Origin of the sequence: Actinocorallia populi, from assembly GCF_002995495.1 — a bacterium.
Taxonomy (GTDB): domain Bacteria; phylum Actinomycetota; class Actinomycetes; order Streptosporangiales; family Streptosporangiaceae; genus Actinocorallia; species Actinocorallia populi.
Genome location: NZ_PVZV01000012.1, coordinates 179,144 through 199,671 on the forward strand (window position 1 = coordinate 179,144; position 20,528 = coordinate 199,671).

A 20,528-nucleotide genomic window follows, 5' to 3' on the forward strand; every position below is an offset into this window, starting at 1 on the left:
CAGCGGTGGCGGGCACCCGGGCGGCAGAAGGGGGACTCCTGTCTTCGGGGTTCGGAGTCTGATCCGGGGTGTTCAGGGTGTCGGTGGGGTGGCGGCGGCACGTAGGGGCTGGAGGTTGGCGGTGAGGAAGGCGTCGAATGTGCGGGGTGGTCGGCCGGTGATGTCGCGGACCGTGGTCGTGGTCGCGGTCTGGGAACCGGCGGCGACCTCTTTGACCAGGTAGGCGAGGTCTTCGGCGAACCGGCGCGGGAGGCCCTGGGACGTCATGGCGGCGGCCAGGGCGTCGGGGGGAAGTTCGGCGCGGTGCACCGTCCGTCCCAGCGCGGATGAGATCTTGTCGGCTATCTCGGCGTCGGTGAGCGCCTCGGGGCCGGTGAGGACGAAGGCGTCCTTCCTGTCCTGGGGGCCTGCCAGCAGGGTGGCCGCGCAGGCGGCGATGTCGTGGCAGTCGATGTGGGCGACGGGGGTGTCGCCATAGGAGCTGACCAGGTCTCCGTCGGGGGTGAACGCTCCGGGCGCGATGAAGTTCTGCATGAAGCCGGCGGGCTGCAGCAGGGACCAGGCGAGGCCGGAGGCTCTGAGGTGTTCGTCGATCTCCCAGTGCGCGCTCTGGGAGAGCCTCGACTCCCGGCGGGCGTGCCAGACCGACACCTTCACCACGTGTGCGACACCGGCCCTGCGCGCCGCGTCGATCACGGTCTTCTGCCGGCGGATCATCGGCTGCTCCCCGTCCAGCGGCTGGGCGCCGGAGCCGTTGAGGAACAGGCGGTCCACGCCGTGGAGAGCCGCGGCGATCGAGTCCGGGTCGTCGAAGTCGCCGACGGCGAAGTCGCAGCCGAGCGCCTGTCCCTTCGCCTCGTCGCGGACCAGCGCCCGGAACGCCGCGCCGTCCCGGCGCAACCGGTGCACCAGAGACCTGCCGATGGAGCCGGTGGCACCCGTCACCAAGATCATGTTCATCCTTCGGTGTCATGGGCCTCGAGGGGATAACCTGAGGGGCCCTCGGGTAATTCAATCTGAGGGTACCTCGACTTATTGCCGAGCGGAGTGAAGATGGCAGAAACCCCGCGGCGCAGACCGCGTGCCGACGCGCGGCGCAACCGCGAACGCCTGCTGGCGGAGGCCGACGCGGTCTTCCGCCGAGAGGGCACCGACGCGTCCCTGGAGAGCGTCGCCCGGCGGGCGGGTGTCGCGATCGGCACGCTGTACGGACATTTCCCCAACCGCCGCGCCCTCATCGGTGCGCTGCTGAGCGAACGCAACGAGGCCCTTTTCGAGCAGGGGCGGGAACTGCTCGCCGGCTCCGAGCCCGCGCGGGCGCTCACCCGGTGGGTGCGGCTGGTGGTCGAGCACGCCGCCGCCTACCAGGGGCTGGCCGCCGTGCTGGCCGACGGCCTGGGCGATCGGGATTCCGAACTCCACGCCTCCTGCACGCGCATGACCGACATCAGCGACCGGCTGCTCGCCGACGCCCGAACGGCCGGAGCCCTCCGCCGGGACGTGACCGGTGCCGACATCTTCGCCCTGATGAACGCCGCCGCCTGGGTCCGCGAGCACATGTCCCCCGAGCAGGCGGAACGGCTCGTGGCACTGACCATGGACGGCATGCTGACCCAGGAGCCGGACGGCGCCGGGGGCCGGGTCATTCGTAGACCTTGAGGGTCCATGCGCCCATCGGGTCGGGGTCCTTCTCGATCCGCCGCCAGGCCGTCCAGGCCTTCGCCAACGCGGTCTGGAGCAGGTCCTCGGCCATCGCCCGGTCCCGGCAGAGCAGGTAGGCGGTGTGCAGCAGCCGTGGTGAGCGCTCCCGTACGTAGGTCGCGTATTCGGGGGGTTCCCGCATCTGTCAGCCGCCTTCCTCAAGGTTCCGCGACTAAGACAGCCGAGCACCGGGAAAAGGTTGCCCGGCCCGCCGGAGCCCTCGGTTAGCGGCGAAGTGCGCTGGCCGGTGGCGGACTTCATCGCATGCAGCACATCTGCTGTACTTGCAGCAGATGTGCTGTAATTTGGTGGTATGGAGAAACTCACCGGGCCGCTTCATGAGCTGGACAAGCAGGTCCACAAGGAGCAGAAGACGCTGGAAGTGCTCATCGAGCAGGTTCGGCCGGTGGCCGAGGCCGTTCTGGCCGACTTCCGGGAGAACGTGGTCGACGGCCAGGCCGTCTATGAGGTCGTCAGAGCGGGTGTGGTCCATCCCTGGCGGCGCGTCGGCCTCCTGGAAGAGCACGCTGCCTCGGCGGCGCAGGAGGACTGCCTCGTCGTGGCCGACGGGGATGATCCCACTCCCGTGTTCCGGCACCTGCTCTTCGGGGCCTACAACTTTCTCGGGGGCCTGCGCGGACGGCAGGAGGCGGTACGGGAACTGGAGCCGGTCGCCGCCATGGCGCTGGCGCTCCAGCTCGGCCACGGAATGGAGTGGGCCAGCGAGGAGACCCTCGTGCAGGCGGCCGGACGCCTGCTCAAGGACGCCGCCGTCCTGCCCCGCAACTTCTCCCCGAACGTCACGCGCCGGTTGTGGGAGGAGTACACCTGGCTGCTGGAGGGCGACCCGCACCAGCCGCGCTTCGGCTACGTCCAGTCTCGCCGGTTGGGCTCCTGGAGAGAGGTCGCCCAGGCCTATCTGAATTCGCGGTCCGAAATCACCCGGGCCATCGACGAGCAGCACGTCAACGTCGGCCAGAGCGCGCTGGCCGGACCCGAGGCGGCACGGCGCGCCGGGGTGGCCTGGTCTACGTGGAGGGCCTACGTCTCCGCCGACCGGGCGCCCGCCGCGGACCTGACCGGTCCCGCCCGGTGGTGGCCGCTGACCGTGGACGCCTGGCGCATCGCCACCGGCCGCTCCGGCCCCGCCGGATGACCTCCGCTTTCGTTACGTACAAGCGTACGCCCGGTATGTACACTTGTACGTATGGCTGACGTGGACGACCGCTCGATGCGCGAGCGGATGCTCGCCGGTGACCTGTACCTCGCCGACGACCCGGAGCTGACCGAGCACTGCCTGCGGGCCATGGACCTGGCGGACGCCTTCAACACGACGCCGGCCCGCGACCGGCGGGAACGGCGCAGGCTGCTCACCGAGCTGCTCGGCGCGATCGGCGAGGGCACGGAGATCCGGCCGCCGCTGCGCGTCGACTACGGCGGCAACATCCGCATCGGCGCCCGGTCGTTCGCCAACTTCGGCCTCACCGCCCTGGACGTCGCGCCGATCACCATCGGCGACGACGTGCAGATCGGGCCGAACGTCCAGCTGCTCACCCCCACGCACCCGATCGAACCCGGACCCCGCCGTGACAAGTGGGAGGCGGCCCGGCCGATCACCATCGCCGACAACGTGTGGCTGGGCGGAGGGGTGATCGTCCTGGCCGGGGTCACGATCGGGGAGAACACCGTCGTCGGCGCAGGCGCGGTGGTCACCCGCGACCTGCCGGCGAACGTCGTCGCGGTCGGGAGCCCCGCCCGTGTGATCCGCACGATCGGGCCGGACACGGCATGAGCGGCTCGGCCCCGCCGCCCGCCTCCCGAAGGCCCCGCCGGCACGACCCCGGAAGGCGGGACCGGCTGATCGACGCCGCGCTCACCGTCATCGCCGAGCGCGGCGTCGCCGCGACGACGCACCGGGAGATCGCCCGCGCCGCGGACGTGCCGCTGGGGTCGATGACCTACCACTTCACCTCCCTGGAGGAGGTCCTCACCGAGGCGTTCACCCGGCACGCCGAGTCGGTGGCCCGCGTCTTCGACGAGCGCCTGAGCGCCGCGAAGGACCGTGAGGCGGCCGCGGAGGCCGTCATCGCGCTGGTGGCCGACGACCTGCTCGGCTCCCGGCACGACCTCGTCCTCACCGTGGAGCTGTACGTGGCCGCGGCGCGCGAGCCGGCTCTGCGAGCCGTCACGCAGGCGTGGATGGCGCGCAGCCGCCAGGCGCTGGAACGCCACTTCGACGCCACCACCGCCCGCGAGCTGGACGCGCTCATCGAAGGCCTCGTCCTGCACAGCGCCCTGTCGACCGACCCGATGACGCCCGAGCAGATCCGCCACGCCATCCACCGCCACCTGCGCTGACCCCTCCCGCACCACGTGATCGGAAGCCGATGCCCGTCGACGTCCCCCTCAACGCGCCCACCCGCCAGGCGCGCCTGGCCCGCGCCGCCGTGGCCGCGCTGTTCCTCACCAACGGCGCCGTGTTCTTCAACGTGGTCCCGCGTTACCCGCAGATCAAGGCGGACCTCGACCTGAGCAACGCCACCCTGGGTGTCGCGCTCGCCGCGTTCCCGCTCGGCGCGCTGCTGGCCGGGCTCCTCGCGGCCGCCGCGATCCGCCGGTTCCGCTCCTCGCGCGTGGCGGCGCTCGGGATCGTGCTGCTCGCCGCCACGACACTGGCCATCCCCGTCGCGCCGAACTGGATCGTGTTCGCCGCCGTGCTGTTCGTCGTGGGCGCCCTCGACTCGATCATCGACGTCGCCCAGAACGCGCACGGCCTGCGGGTGCAGCGCCTCTACGGGCGCTCCATCCTCAACTCGCTGCACGGCGTGTGGAGCATCGGCGCGGTCCTGGGCGGCCTGATGGGCGCGGCCGCCGCCGGTCTGCGCATTCCCCTCGCGGTCCACCTGGGCGTCTCCGCGGCCCTGTTCAGCCTCATCGCCCTCGTCGCCTACCGGTTCCTGCTGCCCGGCCCCGAAGACGCCGAACGCCCCGCCGAAGCCCAGAACCTCGCCGCCGCCGACGGACACGCGGCGGCCCCGCCCGCCCGCGGCGAAGGCCGTCGCGCCTTCACCGGCGCGGCGGTGCGGATGCTCGCGGCGCTCGGCGTGCTGGCCGCCTGCGGCGCGCTCGTCGAGGACGCAGGAGCGTCCTGGGGCGCCATCTACCTCAGCGACGACCTGCACGCCGACGCCGCCACCGCGGGCCTGGCCGTCGTGGCGCTCCAGACCGCCATGACCGTCGGACGCCTCACCGGCGACCGCGTCGTGGACCGCTTCGGCCCGCGCGCCGTCACCCGCGCCGGCGGGCTCCTCGCCGCTCTCGGCATGGGCGCCGCCCTGGCCGTGCCGTCCGTGGGGACCGCGCTGGCCGGGTTCGCCCTGGCGGGTCTCGGCGTCGCCACCCTCGTCCCCGCGGCCATGCACGCCGCCGACGAGCTGCCCGGACTACCCCCGGGCACCGGCCTGACCATCGTCAGCTGGCTGCTGCGCGGAGGTTTCCTGCTCTCCCCGCCCCTCGTCGGATTCGTCTCCGACCTCACCAGCCTGCGCATCGGCCTGCTGTCCGTCGTCCTGGCCGGCGTCACCACCGCCCTCCTCGCCCGCACCCTGACGAACCGCACATCCGCTTAGGCGAAGCCCTCGAGCCGCCGGCGCGGCCCGGCTTCAGGCGCGGGTGAAGACACGGCCGATGGAGACGGTGTAGCCCCGGTGCTTGTAGGACGAGAAGAACTTGAGGGTCTTGCCGGAGCAGCTGAAGGAGGACTTCACCGGGACGAAGGACTCCGGCGTGCCGGTGCGCAGGCTCTTGGCCAGTTTCCACTTGCTCAGGTTCTCGTGTTCCGGCCACGTCCGGGTGTTGGCGCCGGTGGCGTCGCCGGTCGCGGTCCTGGGCTTCAGGACGACGGAACCCTTCTTGGCTCCCCGCACCGTCGCCTTGACGCTGAGCTTCTTGGCGTACTTCACCTGGCTCCTGAAGCTGGGGTCACCGAGGTTGTAACCGATGAGCTCTTCCTTCGTGGACTTGTTGAAGTCGTAAGCGAGCGACGTTCGGCTGACCGTCAGCCGCACCCCCTTCAACCCGCTCCCGTGGGTCTCCGCGCCCGCTCCCTGGATGAGCATGGTGTAGGAGGTGCTCTTCCACTTGCCGAGTACGCAGGACTTCGCGGCCTCGGCGGGGGAGGCCGCCACGACCGACGCGGATGCGAGGGTTCCCGCCAGGATGACCTTCGACGCAACAGACATGTCACTACCTCCGTTGGGGGGAGTACAACGTAGCCTCAGGAGGCACGTAAGAGCACGGCCCGCCCGAGGCCGGGACAGGACATGCGGGATCCCGGTCCCGGGGTCAGGGTCGCCGGCGCCTGCTGTTCTTCCGGGTCGTCCCGCGGGTCAGGGCCTATGATCGGCCGGTGAGCGCCTACGACGAGTCCGACCTGTTCGAACACCTGGACGCGGCGGGTCTGCCGGTGCGGCAGCAGCAGATCCTGGTCGTGATCCGGGACTGGGCCGCCCGGCACGGGTACGCGCCGAGCCTGCGGCAGATCGGCGACGCGGTGGGGCTGCGGTCGTCGTCCTCGGTGTCGCGGCATCTGGCGAGCCTGGAGGAGCGGGGCTTCCTGCGGCGCGGCGCGAGCGTGTCGCGGCCGATCGACGTGCGGGCGTTCCTGCCGGCCGCCCGGCCGTCGGAGCCGGACGGCGACTCGGTGGTCGTGCCGATGGTCGGCGACATCGCCGCGGGCGTCCCGATCGCGGCGGACGAGCACGTCGACGACCTGCTGAGGCTGCCCCGCGGGCTGACCGGCCGCGGAACGGTGTTCGGGCTGCGGGTGCGCGGGGACTCGATGATCGACGCGGCGATCTGCGACGGCGACACCGTCGTGGTGCGCCGGCAGCAGGAGGCCCACTCGGGGCAGATCGTGGCCGCGATGATCGACGGGGAGGCCACGGTCAAGGTGTACCGGCGCCGCGACGGCCACGTCCTGCTCGAGCCCCGCAACCCCGCCTATGAGGTGATCGACGGCGATCGGGCGGCCGTGCTGGGCGTCGTCGTGTCGGTCCTGCGCACCCTCTGACGCCGTCCGCTACCTCCATCCTCCATAGGGGACGGTGAGGATCTCCATGCTGTGACCGTTGGGGTCGTTGAAGTACAGACCCCGGCCGCCGTCGCGGCGGTTGATCTCACCGGCTCCGCTGCCGTCGGGGTTGGCATGGTACGCGACCGCCTCCTGCCTGATCCGGGCGAAGATGGCGTCGAACTCCTCCTCCGACACCAGGAACGCGCAGTGGTGCCACCGGAAGTCCTGGGAGTCCATGTAGTCGAGCGTGACGCCGTTGCCGGTCGTGACCGGCACGAACGGCCCCGTCTGTGCGCCCGCCTCCACGCCGAGCATGCGGGCGAGGAACTCCGCGGAGCTCTTCTTGTCCCGCGCGGGGATGATGATGTGGTCGAGCAGTACCGCCATGTCGTTCTCCCTCCGTCGTCGCCTCCGAGTCTGCAACTTCAAGCAAGGTTGAAGTCAACCCCGGACGCTCCGCCACGTTCTAGGGGCCGTCGACGCCCGGCACGTCCGGTGCCGGGCGCCGGTCCGTCCGGCCGGGGATGCGGGCCACGAGGAACGCGCAGGCCAGGGCGGCGAGGGCGAAGATCCAGAAGCTGAGCCGGTAGCCCGACAGGAGGGCGTCGCGGACCGCCGCCGATGGCCGGTCATCCGCGCTCGCGTAGAGGACGTGCCCGTCGCCCGGGGCCAGGCGGGAGGAGACGACGGCGAGGCAGATGGCGGGGCTGAGCGAGACTCCGAGGAAGTGGACGGTGAGGCGCACGCCGTTGACCACGCCGAGCCTTTCGGCGGGGACGCCCATGATGAGCATCGTGGTGTTGGCGGTGTAGAAGACGCCGCCGCCTGCGGACACCAGCACCATCGCGGTGGCGATCAGCCAGTAGGGCGTGTCCTCGGCCAGGGAGACCGCCAGGAGGGCCAGGCCCGCCGCGGCCGCGGCGGTGCCCCACACCGCGATGCGGTGGGGAGGGAAGCGCGACCCCAGCCTGCCGCTGACGGGCGGGGCGATCATCCCGGCCAGGGGTCCGGCGAGGACGGCGAGCCCCGCCTGGACGGTGGACATGCCCTGCACGTTCTGCAGGTACAGCGCCAGGAGGAACGCCATGCCGACCGAGCCGACGGCGCTCAGCGGCGCGGCGAGGTTGCCGAGCACGAACGCGCGCGTCGAGAACAGGCCCGGGTCGATCAGCGGGGACCGGGACCGCCGCTGGTGCGCGGCGAAGACGACGAACAGCAGCGGGCAGAGCACCAGCGGCACCAGCCGCGGCGCGTCGAGCCAGCTCCCGGAACCGGCCTGCGAGACGACCAGGACGAGGAGGGCGAGCCAGCCGGTCAGCAGCGCTGCGCCGGCCGTGTCGATCGGGTCGCGGGAGGAGGCCGCGGCGCGGGGCAGGCAGTACGCGCCCCACGCGAGGGCCGCGACGCCGACCGGGACGTCCAGGAGGAACACCCACTGCCAGCCGAACGTGTCGGCGAGGTAGCCGCCCAGGGACGGGCCGAGGAGCGGGGCCACCGCCAGCGCGCCCAGGTACACGCCCATGCTCTGGCTCAGGCGCTCCCTCGGCACGGCGGCGGCGATGAGAGCCGTGCCGTTGGCCATGGCCATGGCCGCGGCGATCCCCTGCAGCGTCCGCAGGGCGATGAGCACCTCGATGGTCGGCGCCGAGGCCGCCGCCAGGCTCGCCAGGGTGAACAGGGCGATCCCCGACAGGTACACCTTGCGCCGGTCGAAGCGGTCGGCGAGCCTGCCGCACACGACCAGCAGGGACGTCTGGACCAGCATGAACCCCAGCACGACCCAGGTCGCCGCCAGCGGCCCGGCCTCGTAGTGCCCGGCGATGAGCGGAAGAGCGATGTTGAGGACGGTGCCGCTGAGCACGAGCATCGTCGTCCCCAGGCTCACCGTCGCCACGATCTGCCAGGTGCCGGAGGCCGTCGGCGCGGCGGTGTTGTCGCGTGCGGAGACCAGCGGAACCTCCTGGTGACGGTCGCGCCGTGAGGGGGGACGACATACGCTTTGCCGGGATTATTCTAGAATAGCGTTCTGGTCTGGTCGCCCCGGCGCGTGCGGCGTCCTTCCTCTCCGCACGGCGCGCGACCGCGATCCCGGCCCCGGGCGCGGACCCCTTCCGCCCGTCAGGGGTGCGTCAGGACGTGGACCTCGTCGTCGAGCGGCGCCCCGCGCTCGTCCGTCCACTGGTACTCCAGGGTGTGCCCGAGACCCCGTTCGACGCAGAGCGCGTGCAGCGCGCCGAAGAGGGCGTGCGCCTCCTCCGGCCCGACCGCCGCCGTCCCCGACACCAGCGCGCAAGGACGGGAGAGGCCCAGCGCCTCCTGCGCGTACACCTCGACCGTCCTGTCCTCGTGGTGGACCTCCCACCCCAGCAGCCGGATCCGCAGTCGCAGTCGCAGCCCCACCCCCAGCCAGACGCCTAGCACCTCCGCCACCGGCTCCTCTTCACCGGTGTCCAGACTTCCGCAGAACTCGATCACCTTCCCCATGCGCTGGATCGTAGATCCCCGGAACGATGCCGTACCGGCCGAGAACCCCCGGTGCGCCCCGGCATCCGGAACGACGGAAACGCTGTGGCGAAGAAGGGGGTCATGCCCGGGGCGGCGGCGCGATCGTGTTCGCGCAGGGGACGCCCAGGAGGCGCAGATCTCCTGGACGACCAAGCCCACCTGCGGGGTCACAGGGCGGCGCTTTCCCTCAGGACGGGCGGCCCGTTAGGGGAATCTCACCGTGGCGCGCACGGGAGCGGGCTGAGAGCCTCGTCTCTCCTTGAAAGGCTGGCGGGATGGACGCCACTACCGGCGGGGCCCGCTCCGCCTCCGCTGAAGATCTCCGTACCGCGATGGTCGAACGGCTCCGCGGGAGCGGGTTCCTCTCCGAGCGGGTCGCTACGGCGATGCTCGAAGTCCCGCGCCACGCCTACGTGCCCGAAGTGGAACCGGCCGCCGCCTACGCTCCGTTCGAGGCGGTCGTCATCAAACGCTCCGCCGAGGGCGCCGCACTCAGCTCGGCCTCGGCTCCCTGGGTCGTCGCACGCATGCTCCACCAGGCTCTGCCCGCCCCCGGCGCCCGTGTCCTCGAGGTGGGTGCAGGGACGGGTTACAACGCGGCACTGCTGGCCGAACTCGTCGGTCCGACCGGCTCGGTGACCACGATCGACCACGACCCCGAGGTCGTCGACCGCGCCAGGCGGGCACTGGCGGGTCACGGCCGGGTCGCCGTGGTCCACGGGGACGGAGCGTACGGGTACGCCCCGCATGCTCCCTACGACATGATCACCGTGACGGCAGGGGCTTATGACGTGCACCGCGCGTGGGTGGAGCAGCTGGCGCCCGGCGGGCGGATCGTGGTGCCGTTGCAATGTCTGCCCTGGCACATGACGGTCGCTTTCGAACGGGAAGACGACGGGGTGCTGCGGAGCGTGGACACGGCCACCGCGGGGTTCATCCCGCTGGCGGGAGCGGGTGCGCCGACCGGCGGCACCGCATGCATCGGCCTTGAGGAGCCGCTGCTTCGCCTGCACGATGCGAAAGCCGACGGTGCCGCGCTGAGGGACGCTCTGGAGTACCCGCCCGTCCTGCGCTGGACGGAGGTCGTGGTCGAGGACGAACCCGGCTGGAACCACCTGTACCTGTGGCTGATGGCCGAGATCGGCGACCAGGGACTGTGCAAGTTCAACCTCACCCCACGCGGCCAGGAGGAGAGAGCAGCACGAGTCCCGATGGAGTGGGGCGGGCTCGCCGTCCACTGCGGAGGTTCCTTCGCCTACCTCACCAACCGTGCCGCCGCCTCCGACGCCACGGCCGGTTCCCCGTTGGAACTCGCCTTCATCGCCCACGGGTCCGAAAGCGGGGAGCTCGCCGACCGGCTCGTAGCCCTGGTGCGCCGCTGGAACGACGGTCCCCGCTTCCGGCCCCGGCCGCGCATCGAAGCCCATCCCGCCGGTACCCCGGACGACTGCCTCGGGGGGCGTGTCGTTCTCGACCGGCCCGACCACCGCATCACCGTCGTCGCCGACGGTCCGGTTTGAACGTGTGCCGCAGGGGCCGGGCGTCCGGATTTCAGTCCGCGCGGCGCCAGTCCTCGCCCCGGTGCTCGTCCAGCTCGGGAGCCGTTCCCCGTGTGGGGTTCGGCCGGTTCGTCATCCGCACCGGTCCTGTCCCGATGCCCCTCGCGCGGAAGTGCTCGTGCTCGAGCATCTCCTCCCGCGTCAGGACGGGCGCCACGGGCGCGCCCTCCCGTGACAGGCGCGCGACCGCCTCGTCCCGGGGGAGGGCCGCGATCGCGTCGGCGATCTCCCCGTCGAGCTCCTTCAGCCGCTCGAACCGCTGCAGGAACGGGACGTCCGCGTGGCGTTCGAGTCCGAGCGCCCGGCAGGTCGCGGCCCACAGCGCCTGCTCGGAGACGACGCCGAGGGTGAGCGTGCGGCCGTCCTTCGTCGGGTAGATGCCGTATCCCGGGACGGGCGCGTCGGCATCGGTCATGACGGGCGACGTCTCGACCCAGTCGGCCAGGACGTCCGCCATGCCGAGGTCGATCCGCTCGCCGACGCCGGTCTCCCGGGCCTTCAGCACGGCGGCCGTGATCGCGAACGCCGCCATCGTCGCCGCCGCCATGTCGGCGACGGCCAGCTCTGCGCCCGCCGCCGTGGTGTCCTGGGGGAGGGCGCCCGCGTAGGCGCGGTAGTTCACGTCGTGCCCCGGCACGTCGGCCAGCGGCCCCTCGGCGCCGTAGCCGGAGATCGAGCAGTAGACGAGCGCGGGCGCGGCCTCCCGGAGCCGGGCGTACCCGACGCCGAGCCGGTCGGCGACGCCCGGCCGGAAGCCCTCGACGAACACCTCGGCGTCCGCCGCCAGTTCCAGGCAGCGTGCGAGCCCCGCCTCCGTCTTCAGGTCGAGTTCGACGCTGCGCTTGTGCCGGTTCAGCACGTCGAAGTGGTCGCGGAAGACGCGCATCGGCTCCCCGCCGGGCGGCTCGACCTTGACGATGTCCGCACCGAACCGTCCGAGCAGCTGCGTCGCGTACGGCCCCGGCCGCCACATCGTCAGATCCAGCACCCGCAGGCCGTCCAGAAGTCCCATGCCGCCACCTTACGCAAGCAACCGCTTGGTCGGCCATTGGGGCCGGATCCTCCGCCGAAGACCCCGGCCACTCGCTCGCCGCGTCCGGCGCGGCGCCGGTGGCCCCGGATGCCGGTGCGGGGGGGCTGACGCGCAGGACTGAGGAACGGCGGGGGATCCGGCATGGTCGGCGCCTCCGTATCCGGCTTTGATCGGTGCCGTCGGAATGGCTAGCCTGATCGTTTTGCGGCCGGTGTCCGGGTTGCGACGAGCTGCTCGACCACGCCGCCACGGAAGGGGGACTGACGTTGGGCGCGGAAGAGGATTTCAAGCAGGTCGGCGCCGAGCTGGCCGACCTGGGCGTATGGGTCTCCGGCATGATGGGGAGGCCCGCGCTCAAAGATCGCGAGGGCAGGGTGTTCGCGAGCCTGCAGCGCGACCACGCGATGGTGTTCCGGCTGGTCGAGGGCACTCCCGAGCACACGGCCGCGCTCGAGCTGCCCGGGGCGTCCCTGTTCGACCCCTCGGGGCGGGGCAGGGAGATCAAGGACTGGGTGGTCGTGCCCCACTCCTCGGCCGGGGAATGGACGGACCTGGCCGAGGCCGCCCTCAGCCGCCCGCGCTGATCGCCAGACCGCGCGGACGACCCTTCACCGCCGAGGACAAGGGGGGATACGTTCGATTTCATGACGACGAAGCGACCGGTCGACAGCACCGTGCTGCACTGCGTGTTCCATCGGGTGGACCCCGAGAGCGAATGGAAGTTCCTGCGCCTGGACCACGTCGCGGCACGGTTGGCGGACCTGGCGGAGTTCTGCTCCATCGTCGACGCGCTCGGCCGGATGGACGGCGACGCGCAGTCGGGAGTCAGGCCCCGCCGGTACCGCGATCTGGAGCAGGAGTACGCGGAACAGGTCGTCGCCGCGCAGCCCGCCGTGTTGTCGATGAGCCTGTCCCCGCGGCTGTTCGTCGAGGTCATCACGCGTTCCGGTTCGCAAGCGGCCCGCCTGCTGACCCGTCCCGAGGACGTCGAGAAGTGGTCCCTGGAGGTCGGGGCGTCCTGGCACCGTGCTCAGAACGAGGCCGAGAAGGCCGTGCAGGCCCACCGCAGGCTTCTCGCCGACGGGATGACCGTGGAGCCGTCCACGGACTGAGGCCGCGGAGGGCCGCCGCCGGATTTCCGCTAGCGCGCGTCGCGCAGCTTGAGGATGTAGGCCGCGGTGAGTGCGACGGCGCGGTCTTCGTCCTGTGACAGGTCCGCGAGGGCACGTGACGCCGTGGTCCCAGGGATGTCCGCGAGCGCCTGTGCCAGCCGCCGCCGTGCGGACGCCGCGGTGACGCCGCGGGCCAGGTGGTCGACGAGCCCGGTGGCGATCCGGTCTCCCAGCGCGGGATCGTTCGCCAGCGCGCTCAGCGCGTCGGCCGCGTCGACGTCGTTCGCCCCCTCGACGATCATGTCGATGAGCGCCGGGACGGCGTCGGGCACTCCGCGTGCCCCGAGTGCCAGCGCCGCGCGCCTGCGGACCGCGGCGTCGGGGTCGGCGAGGGCGTCCCGCAGCAGGGCGGTCGCCTCGCCGTCCGGGATCTCGGCGATGGACCGGACGGCACGTTCGCGCACCTCGGCCGCCGGTGAGCCGAGGCCCTCCGCCAGCAGCGCCAGCGCGCCCCCGCCCGACTGCGCCAGAGCCCATCGAAGGGCTCCGGCGACGTTCGTGTCGGTCTCGCTCAACGCCGCCTTGACCAGCGCCTCCACCGGCACCGGGTCCTCTTCGACCGAGGACAGCGCGGCCCGCTGGCGCTTGCCGGCGCTCTGCGACCCCAGGGCGTGCAGGAGCGCGACGATCTGGAGGACGTCCTCCCAGTCGGCGGGTTCGGCGGCGTCGATACGGCGGAGCCTGGTGAGCAGCTCCGTCTCGCTCACGATGCGTTCCCGCGTCCGGCGGATGAGGTCGTCGACGAGCTCCGAGGGCCTGAAGCCGGGGTCGTCGAGCGCGCGCCCCACCTCGCGCAGCGACAACCCCAGGGACCGCAGGCTCTCGATGTGGAAGATCCGCCGGATGTCCTCGCCGGAGTACTCCCGGTAGCCCGCGGCGGTGCGGCCCGTCGGCCGCACCAGGCCGAGCGCGTCGTAATGCCTGAGCATGCGGGCGCTGACCCCGGACCGCCGCGCCACATCACCGATCAACACCGTCCGTCACTCCTCCTGGCCGCTCGTGCCGAGGACCATGATGCGCTTCGCCTCCTCGACCGCGAACTCGAAGCCGGCTTCCGGGTCCTGCAGCAGTCGTTCCGTGGCGATCGCGTGCCGGCGTACGCCGGGGTCGGGATCGGTCATCGCGGCGCGCAGGGCCGGAACGATCATCTCACCCAGCTCGATCAGAGCACGGCTGAGGCTCAGTTGCATCTCACGCCCGCCGCGTCCGAGCTGTGTCGCCAGCACCGCGGCCAACCCGGGCTCTTCGCCTTCGGGCACGAGCACGACCGCCGCCCGCCAGGCGCTCCGCGCCACCTCGTCGTCGGCGTCGGTCAGCAGCTCCCGTGTGATCGCCGGCCACGCCCGCCGGTCCCCGATCTTGGACAGCGTGTGCAGCGCCTGGCTTCGTGCCTGCGCGCGTTCCGAGCGCACCTCGTCGAGGAGCCTCGGGACCGTCATCGACGGTGAGTGGCGGGTGAGCGCCCACGTGAGCATGTCGCGCACGTAGAAGTCGGGTTCGACCGCGCACCGTTCGATGATCTCGTCGACGAACCGGGGGTCGGGGTCCGTGCCGGCCGCCAGCGCCGCCTTCAGCCGCACTGACGAACTGCTCCCCGCCAGCCCCTGGATCACCTGGTCCGTCTTCGTGTCCTGGTCCGGTATGGCCATCAGGATCACCTCCTGGGCTCCAGTGAAGGCCTTGTCACTGTGTCAAGGTCAAGCCGCCGAGCGACGCGGCCGTACGGGTGCCGGCACCGACCCGCGGTCCGTGGCGGGTTCCGTGGTGAGCACGGAGGCGGCCCGCACCCCTGCCGGGAGAGGCTGTGACCACGGCGATCGGCCCGGAGGCACACACCGGGTGATCATGACCCAGGACTTGAGGAGCGACCATGACCGGCACCGCCGACACCACGTACAAGGGATTCTCGGCCGAGGAGCGGGCCGCGATGAAGGAGCACGCCCAGGAGCAGAAGAAGGCGGCGCGCCGCGGCTCGCGCGCGGACAAGGCCGCCGCGGCGGAGCGGGACGTGCTCGCGAAGATCGCCGAGATGCAGGACTCCGACCGGATCATGGCCGAGCGCGTCCACGCCGTCATCAGGGCCGGCGCCCCGGTCCTCGAGCCGAAGCTCTGGTACGGAATGCCGGCCTACGCGCTGGACGGCAAGGTCGTCTGCTTCTTCCAGAGCGCGGCGAAGTTCAAGGCGCGCTACGCGACGCTCGGGTTCAACGACCCGGCGAAGCTGGACGGCGGCACGATGTGGGCGACCGCTTTCGCGCTGACCGAGGTGACGGCCGAGGTCGAGGCGAAGATCGCCGCGCTGGTGAAGCAGGCGGTGAGCTGAGGCGCACGCCGGGACGGCGGGGCCGGAGCCGGCCCCGCCCGGCTACCGGACGGGCGCGAGGCCGAGATCGGCGAGGGCGGCCGCGCCCGCGGCGGCGTGACCTCCCCCGGCGAGCACCAGCGTGCGCGCCGACTGGTAGCGGCAGCCCGCCGCGTCGAAGGCGTCCACCGTGGCGAGCAACCGCTCCCGGTCGCCGTCGAGCAGGGCTTCGGCCCGCTCCACGATGGCGCCGGCGACCGGGTTCCCGGCCGTGACGGTCCGGGCCTCGGCCAGGCGGTCGCGGGCGTCGGGGCTCCCGGCGAGCACACCGGCCTCCGCGCGTAGCGCCACGTACCAGTGGAGCCAGATCCAGGTGACCCACTTCCACACCTCGCCGGGCTCGGGAGCCGTCCGCTCCAACGCCTCCGCCGCCTGCCCGCGGTGCAGCAGAAGCATCGTGTCGAAGACCGCCCCGTAGCCGTAGGTGCGCTCCGGCGGGGTGCCGAACCGGTCCAGGACCGCTTCCCATTCGCGCCGGGCATCGTGGTCGTCGCGGAGGCCGTGGACCATCGCCACCGCGGCCACCGCCGGGCCGAGGGCCGAGCTGACGGGGCTGCCGGCCCGCCGCCACGCGTCGAGGAACCGGACGCCGCCGGTGAGCACCTGGTCGACGTCACCCGCCAACGCGTCGGCGACCAGCAGCCAGTTCACGGCGCGGTGCCCGACCTCGGCCAGCAGCGGGTGATCCGCGAGGCGCCGCGCCCACCGGCGGGCCCCCGGCAGGTCACCGGTGCCGAGACCGGCCTCGGCGCCCTCGCCGAGCGCCTCGATCAACTCGTGGGTGGCGGCCGGAGTGCTCGGCGCGGACGACAGCAGCGTGATCCGGCGCCGGGTCGTCGCGGCGGCGGCGAAGGCGTCACCGGCCCAGCTCAGGGTGCCGGTCAGCACGTCGAGCGCGGCGGACTCGGCGAGGGGGTCACCCGTGCGGCGGGTCAGCTCGACGGCCTTTTCAGCGCGCGCGATCGTCTCCGGCACGGAGCCGTCGGGCTGGCCCTGGGCGGCGCCGACCGCGTCGCCGAGCGCCCGCCCGGCCTCCGCCGACGCCACCGCGGCCTGCGCCGCCGGGTCACCACCGGCCAGTTCCCGCGCCTGGGTGATGAGCGCGGCGATCTCCTCCGGCGGCAGCCGCCGCGCGAACTTGCCCAGGAACCGGTACGCGTTGGTGGCGACGGCCGCCAGGATGCGGGCGGCGTCGGCGGTGTCCCCGGCACGCCGGGCCGCTTCGGCGGCCGCGAGGTGGAGGCGGTACATGTCGTCACCGCGCATCCGGCAGCCCGCCACGGCCGCGGCGTGTGCGAGCGCCGACGCGGCGGAGCGCGGATCCTCGGCGAGCGCGGCCGCCTGCTCGTAACGCTGCTGGGACTCGCCGATCAGATTGCGGGTGAAGGCCAGCTCCGCCAGGTGCCGGGCGAGGTGGTACGCGTCCGCGCGCTGCTCCGGCCGTTCGGCCGCCCACCCCAGCGCCGCGCGGAGGTCGTCGGCCACCACGTCGAACCGGGCCCGCCAGTCCTGGCCCACCACCGCCAGACCGGCGGCCTGCTCCAGGCACCAGCGAAGGTGCCGGGACCGGACGGCGGTCAGCTCACCGGCTTCGGCGAGCCGCTCCGTCGCGTACTGGCGGATGGTCTCCAGCGCCCGGTATTCCGTGCCGCGAGGAGACGCCGTCACGACCAGCAGGCTCTGTTCGGCGAGGCGGGCCAACCCCTCGACGACGACGCCCTCCTCGGCCCCGGCCACCTCCGCCGCCGCGGCGGCGGTGAACGGCGCCGCGAACACCGACACCTGGCGCAGCAGCGCCTGGTCGGCCGGCTCCAGCAGGGCGTGGCTCCAGTCCAGCGCCGCCCGCACCGAGCGGTGCCGGTCGTCGGCACGGGAGCCGCCGGTGAGCATGCGGAGCGGGTGGGACAGGGCGGCGGTGATGCCGTCGAGCCCGAGCGTGGGATACCGGGCGGCGGCCAGCTCGATGGCCAGCGCCATTCCGTCCAGCCGCTCGCAGATCGCGGAGACCTGGGCGAACAGCGGGGGATCCAGCGGCCAGCCGACCGCCGCCGCCCGTTCCATGAACAGGGCGACCGCGTCCGACCCGGCATCGGCGGCCAGCGACAGCGGCGGGACGGGATACACCCGTTCGAACGGCACCATCAGCCGGGCCCTGCTGGTCGCCAGCACCGTCACCCGGGGGCACGCGGCGAGCAGCCGCTCCAGGAACAGCGCCACCCCGTCCACCGCCTGCTCGCAGTTGTCCAGGACCAGCAGCGCGTGGCGGTCGGCCAGCGCGGCGGTCACGGACTCGGTCATGTCGCGGCCGGGCTGCTCACCGAGGCCGAGCGCCCCGGCGACCGCGGCCGCGACCAGGGCCGCGTCGGTGACCGGGACGAGGTCGACGAACCACACCCCGTCGGAGTACTCGCCTGCCGCGTCCGCGGCCACCGCCAGCGCGAGCCGGGTCTTGCCCACCCCGCCGGGGCCCACCGCGGTCACCTGCCGGTGCCGCCCGATCATCCCGGTCAGCTCGGCGCGCTCCCGCGCCCGGCCGACGAACGAGGTCAGCGGGGCCGGCAGGACCGGCGCCGGACGGGACGGGCCCGCGCCGCCCGGCGCGGGCGCGCGCCGGGCGAGCGTCCGCCGGTCGGGCACCTCCAGCTTGCGCAGCAGCGAGGAGACGTGGCTCTCCACGGTGCGCACCGAGATGAACAGCCGGGCCGCGATCTCGGCGTTGCTGAGATGGGCACCGACCAGTTCCAGCACCTCGGCTTCCCGAGGTGAGATGTCAACTCCTGTCACCACTGTCCCAGTTTGCCGTATCCCCTGCGCAGCGGCCCCGTGCACGGTCCGTATCGCCGGTCCGTGTCGCCGTTCCGTGGTCACCACGGATGTGGGACGGACGGGCCGGACGGAAGGCTGAGGGCACGAACACAGCGGGTCGATGCGACCCACGACTCCAGGAGCGACCATGACCGGTTCTCCCCCCGCGGGGATCAAGACCGTGCTGCACCCCGTGTCCGACCTGGCCAGGGCCAAGGCGGTGTACGCGGCCCTGCTCGGCGTCCCGCCGCAGACCGACACCGCCTACTACGTCGGCTTCGTGGCCGGTGACCAGCACATCGGGCTGGTGCCGGACGGCGGGCCGCAGGGCATGACCTCGCCGGTGGCCTACTGGCACGTCACGGACATCGAGGCCAAGCTCGCCGAGCTGACCGCCGCGGGCGCCACGGTGAAGGAGGCCGCGCACGAGGTCGGCGGCGGCCGCGTGGTGGCCACCGTGACCGACCCCGACGGCAACGTCCTCGGGCTCCTGCAGGACCGCTGACCCGCCCCACCCGCCGAACCATCTCACCCAAAGGATCCGCCATGACCCCCTTCACGTCCATCACCCTGGAAGTTCCCGACACCGCGGCCGCGGAGGCCTTCTACAAGGCCTTCGGCCTGGACGCCCACCTGGACGTGCGCGCCTCGGACGCGCCGACGAGCGGCTTCCGCGGATTCGCGCTGTCCCTCGTGGCGTCGCAGCCGGGCGACGTCGACGCCGTCATCGGCGCGGCCCTCGACGCCGGCGCCGAGACGCTGAAGCCGGCCACGAAGAGCTTCTGGGGGTACGGCGGCGTCGTACGCGCCCCGGACGGGACGATCTGCAAGATCGCGTCCTCGAAGAAGAAGGACACCGGCCCCGCCGCCCCGCGCTTCGACCAGGTCGCGCTCCTGCTGGGCGTGGCGGACGTCAAGGCGAGCAAGCGGTTCTACGTCGACCGCGGCCTGGCCGTGGCGAAGAGCTTCGGCGGCAAGTACGTCGAGTTCGACACCCCGTCGTCGGCCGTCACGCTGGCGCTCTACCCGCGCCGCGCCCTCGCCAAGGACACCGGCGTCCCCCAGGAGGGCACCGGATCCCACCGGATCATGATCAGCGGCGACGCCGGACCCTTCACCGACCCCGACGGGTTCGTGTGGCAGACCGCGTCCGCCTGAGGCAGACGGCCCGCTCGAGCCCTCCGGCCTCCGCGCGCGTCGTCAGCCGGTCGCTTTCGGAAACAGGAGCCGACGCGTCGCCCGTCCCGCGGCTACGAAGGCCTGCACGGTGTTCTGCCCGCGGCGTCGTCCGGAGCCGCCGCGGGAGGGGGCGAAGCGGGGAGGGCGTAGGTGACGCCGGTGAGCTGCTCGGAGAGGCGCCAGAGGCGGGCGGGGGTGTGCAGGTCGTGGAGGGCTCGGTCACGGGGACGGAGGACGGGTTCGCCGCGGAGTTGGAAGGGGCCGTCGGGGACCACGAAGGAGCCTCCCGGGAGGTCGGGGACGGTCGCGGCGTAGAGGGAGGTCTTGGCGCCTTCGGGGGCGGGACGGAAGGCGGCCCGGACGAGGAGGTCGACGGCCTTGGCGTAGAGGGCGCCTCGGGAGCCGTTGGCGCCGCCGGTGAGGACGTTGGTGCGGGTGAGGCCGGGAGCGACGGCCATGCTGCCCAGGCGGACACCGGCGGCATCGGCCCGGCGTTGGAGCTCGACGGCGAAGTAGAGGTTGGCGCGCTTGGACTGCACGTAGGCGAAGGCGGTGCGGTAGGAGCGTTCGGCGTTGAGGTTGCCGAGGTCGAAGCGGGCGAAGCGCTGACCCTCGCTGCTGACGGTGACGACGCGCGGGTCGGGCGCGGCCAGCAGAGCGGGCAGGAGCAGGCCGGTGAGGGCGAAGGTGCCCAGATGGTTGACCCCGAACTGCGATTCGAAGCCGTCCCGGGTGCGGGCGAAGGGGACCATCGCGATGCCCGCGTTGTTGACGAGCAGATCGAGCCGGTCGTGGTCCCAACGGGCGGCGAACTCCCGGATGGAAGCGAGGCTGGAGAGGTCGACGCGGCGCAGTTCCAGCCGTGCGGCGGGCACCTCGCTGCGGAGCCGGGTGACGGCGGCGCGGCCGCGTTCGGGGTCCCGGCAGGCCAGGACGACGTGCGCGCCGCGGCGGGCGAGCTCCCGGGCGGTGATGAAGCCGATGCCGCTGTTGGCGCCGGTCACCACGGCCAGGCGTCCGGACTGGTCCGGGATCGTGTCGAGGGTCCAGGGGGATGGGTCGCGCATGTGTACCGCCTCGGGGGACGCGTGCAGAAATATCGCAACTCCAAGTTGCGATATGATGATCGTGCCACCCG

General features: G+C 72.6%; 23 protein-coding genes. 12 read left to right on the top strand and 11 right to left on the bottom strand.

Annotation, left to right across the window (positions count from 1 at the left end):
• Positions 1–72: 72 nt before the first annotated feature.
• Entirely contained in the window at positions 73–954 is an 882-nt protein-coding gene (locus tag C2865_RS36535) for an NmrA family NAD(P)-binding protein (protein ID WP_106403272.1), read from the bottom strand.
• 99 nt (positions 955–1,053) lie between these two features.
• Between C2865_RS36535 and C2865_RS36540 the strand changes: the two genes are divergently transcribed.
• The gene (locus C2865_RS36540) at positions 1,054–1,659 is read left to right on the top strand and encodes a TetR/AcrR family transcriptional regulator (protein ID WP_106403274.1); all 606 of its coding nucleotides are present in this window, start codon (positions 1,054–1,056) and stop codon (positions 1,657–1,659) included.
• On the opposite strand, the gene C2865_RS36545 is transcribed toward C2865_RS36540, so the two are convergent.
• Positions 1,643–1,843, bottom strand: a complete 201-nt coding sequence (locus C2865_RS36545) for a sigma factor (RefSeq protein WP_106403275.1) — start codon at positions 1,841–1,843, stop codon at positions 1,643–1,645. The two genes, C2865_RS36540 and C2865_RS36545, sit on opposite strands and share 17 nt — an antisense overlap.
• A 171-nt stretch (positions 1,844–2,014) precedes the next feature.
• Between C2865_RS36545 and C2865_RS36550 the strand changes: the two genes are divergently transcribed.
• Genes C2865_RS36550 through C2865_RS36565 form a run of 4 tightly spaced genes read left to right on the top strand, consistent with a single transcriptional unit; the run spans position 2,015 to position 5,330 of the window.
• Positions 2,015–2,857 (top strand): hypothetical protein, encoded by an 843-nt coding sequence (locus tag C2865_RS36550; RefSeq protein ID WP_106403276.1) that lies wholly within the window; start codon positions 2,015–2,017, stop codon positions 2,855–2,857.
• Between the two features lie 51 nt (positions 2,858–2,908).
• Positions 2,909–3,493 carry a sugar O-acetyltransferase gene (locus tag C2865_RS36555; RefSeq protein ID WP_106403277.1) on the top strand — a complete coding sequence of 195 codons (585 nt, stop codon included), beginning with the start codon at positions 2,909–2,911 and terminating at the stop codon, positions 3,491–3,493.
• Positions 3,490–4,059, top strand: coding sequence for a TetR/AcrR family transcriptional regulator (locus C2865_RS36560; RefSeq protein ID WP_106403279.1), 570 nt, complete (start codon positions 3,490–3,492; stop codon positions 4,057–4,059). The genes C2865_RS36555 and C2865_RS36560 overlap by 4 nt, the downstream gene beginning before the upstream one ends.
• A 29-nt stretch (positions 4,060–4,088) precedes the next feature.
• A complete protein-coding gene (locus C2865_RS36565; protein ID WP_106403281.1) occupies positions 4,089–5,330 on the top strand; it encodes an MFS transporter in 1,242 nt (413 codons plus the stop codon).
• 33 nt (positions 5,331–5,363) lie between these two features.
• Here C2865_RS36565 and C2865_RS36570 read toward each other — a convergent pair whose 3' ends face one another.
• Complete coding sequence (locus C2865_RS36570) at positions 5,364–5,942, bottom strand: hypothetical protein (RefSeq protein ID WP_106403283.1); 579 nt, start codon at positions 5,940–5,942, stop codon at positions 5,364–5,366.
• Positions 5,943–6,109: 167 nt separating this feature from the next.
• Here C2865_RS36570 and lexA point away from each other — a divergent pair, with 167 nt between their 5' ends.
• Positions 6,110–6,772 (top strand): transcriptional repressor LexA, encoded by a 663-nt coding sequence (lexA, locus tag C2865_RS36575; RefSeq protein WP_106403285.1) that lies wholly within the window; start codon positions 6,110–6,112, stop codon positions 6,770–6,772.
• A gap of 9 nt (positions 6,773–6,781) precedes the next feature.
• Here the strand turns inward: lexA and C2865_RS36580 are convergent, their stop codons facing one another.
• From C2865_RS36580 to C2865_RS36590, 3 genes are all read right to left on the bottom strand, one after another.
• Entirely contained in the window at positions 6,782–7,162 is a 381-nt protein-coding gene (locus tag C2865_RS36580) for a VOC family protein (protein ID WP_106403287.1), read from the bottom strand.
• Between the two features lie 79 nt (positions 7,163–7,241).
• A complete protein-coding gene (locus C2865_RS36585; protein ID WP_106403289.1) occupies positions 7,242–8,642 on the bottom strand; it encodes a DHA2 family efflux MFS transporter permease subunit in 1,401 nt (466 codons plus the stop codon).
• A 251-nt stretch (positions 8,643–8,893) separates the two neighbouring features.
• Complete coding sequence (locus C2865_RS36590; protein WP_106403291.1) at positions 8,894–9,259, bottom strand: hypothetical protein; 366 nt, start codon at positions 9,257–9,259, stop codon at positions 8,894–8,896.
• 296 nt (positions 9,260–9,555) lie between these two features.
• Between C2865_RS36590 and fxlM the strand changes: the two genes are divergently transcribed.
• Entirely contained in the window at positions 9,556–10,800 is a 1,245-nt protein-coding gene (gene fxlM, locus C2865_RS36595; RefSeq protein WP_106403293.1) for a methyltransferase, FxLD system, read from the top strand.
• A 31-nt stretch (positions 10,801–10,831) separates the two neighbouring features.
• On the opposite strand, the gene C2865_RS36600 is transcribed toward fxlM, so the two are convergent.
• On the bottom strand, positions 10,832–11,851 hold the full coding sequence (locus C2865_RS36600) for a CaiB/BaiF CoA transferase family protein (RefSeq protein ID WP_106403295.1): 1,020 nt from the start codon (positions 11,849–11,851) through the stop codon (positions 10,832–10,834).
• A 287-nt stretch (positions 11,852–12,138) separates the two neighbouring features.
• Here C2865_RS36600 and C2865_RS36605 point away from each other — a divergent pair, with 287 nt between their 5' ends.
• Both C2865_RS36605 and C2865_RS36610 read left to right on the top strand, forming a co-directional pair.
• A complete protein-coding gene (locus C2865_RS36605) occupies positions 12,139–12,456 on the top strand; it encodes a hypothetical protein (RefSeq protein WP_106403297.1) in 318 nt (105 codons plus the stop codon).
• Between the two features lie 60 nt (positions 12,457–12,516).
• Positions 12,517–12,984 carry a hypothetical protein gene (locus C2865_RS36610; RefSeq protein WP_106403299.1) on the top strand — a complete coding sequence of 156 codons (468 nt, stop codon included), beginning with the start codon at positions 12,517–12,519 and terminating at the stop codon, positions 12,982–12,984.
• A 29-nt stretch (positions 12,985–13,013) separates the two neighbouring features.
• On the opposite strand, the gene C2865_RS36615 is transcribed toward C2865_RS36610, so the two are convergent.
• Together C2865_RS36615 and C2865_RS36620 are read right to left on the bottom strand one after the other, a co-directional pair.
• Positions 13,014–14,018, bottom strand: a complete 1,005-nt coding sequence (locus tag C2865_RS36615) for a HEAT repeat domain-containing protein (protein ID WP_106403300.1) — start codon at positions 14,016–14,018, stop codon at positions 13,014–13,016.
• Positions 14,019–14,024: 6 nt separating this feature from the next.
• Complete coding sequence (locus C2865_RS36620; RefSeq protein WP_106403401.1) at positions 14,025–14,693, bottom strand: HEAT repeat domain-containing protein; 669 nt, start codon at positions 14,691–14,693, stop codon at positions 14,025–14,027.
• A 221-nt stretch (positions 14,694–14,914) separates the two neighbouring features.
• Between C2865_RS36620 and C2865_RS36625 the strand changes: the two genes are divergently transcribed.
• Positions 14,915–15,367 carry an iron chaperone gene (locus C2865_RS36625; protein ID WP_106403302.1) on the top strand — a complete coding sequence of 151 codons (453 nt, stop codon included), beginning with the start codon at positions 14,915–14,917 and terminating at the stop codon, positions 15,365–15,367.
• A 42-nt stretch (positions 15,368–15,409) separates the two neighbouring features.
• Here C2865_RS36625 and C2865_RS41675 read toward each other — a convergent pair whose 3' ends face one another.
• Complete coding sequence (locus C2865_RS41675; RefSeq protein ID WP_106403304.1) at positions 15,410–18,193, bottom strand: ATP-binding protein; 2,784 nt, start codon at positions 18,191–18,193, stop codon at positions 15,410–15,412.
• A gap of 166 nt (positions 18,194–18,359) precedes the next feature.
• Between C2865_RS41675 and C2865_RS36635 the strand changes: the two genes are divergently transcribed.
• A complete protein-coding gene (locus tag C2865_RS36635; RefSeq protein ID WP_106403306.1) occupies positions 18,360–18,716 on the top strand; it encodes a VOC family protein in 357 nt (118 codons plus the stop codon).
• A 41-nt stretch (positions 18,717–18,757) separates the two neighbouring features.
• The gene (locus C2865_RS36640) at positions 18,758–19,369 is read left to right on the top strand and encodes a VOC family protein (protein ID WP_106403308.1); all 612 of its coding nucleotides are present in this window, start codon (positions 18,758–18,760) and stop codon (positions 19,367–19,369) included.
• A 92-nt stretch (positions 19,370–19,461) separates the two neighbouring features.
• On the opposite strand, the gene C2865_RS36645 is transcribed toward C2865_RS36640, so the two are convergent.
• Entirely contained in the window at positions 19,462–20,457 is a 996-nt protein-coding gene (locus tag C2865_RS36645; RefSeq protein ID WP_106403310.1) for an oxidoreductase, read from the bottom strand.
• Between the last annotated feature and the right edge of the window lie 71 nt (positions 20,458–20,528).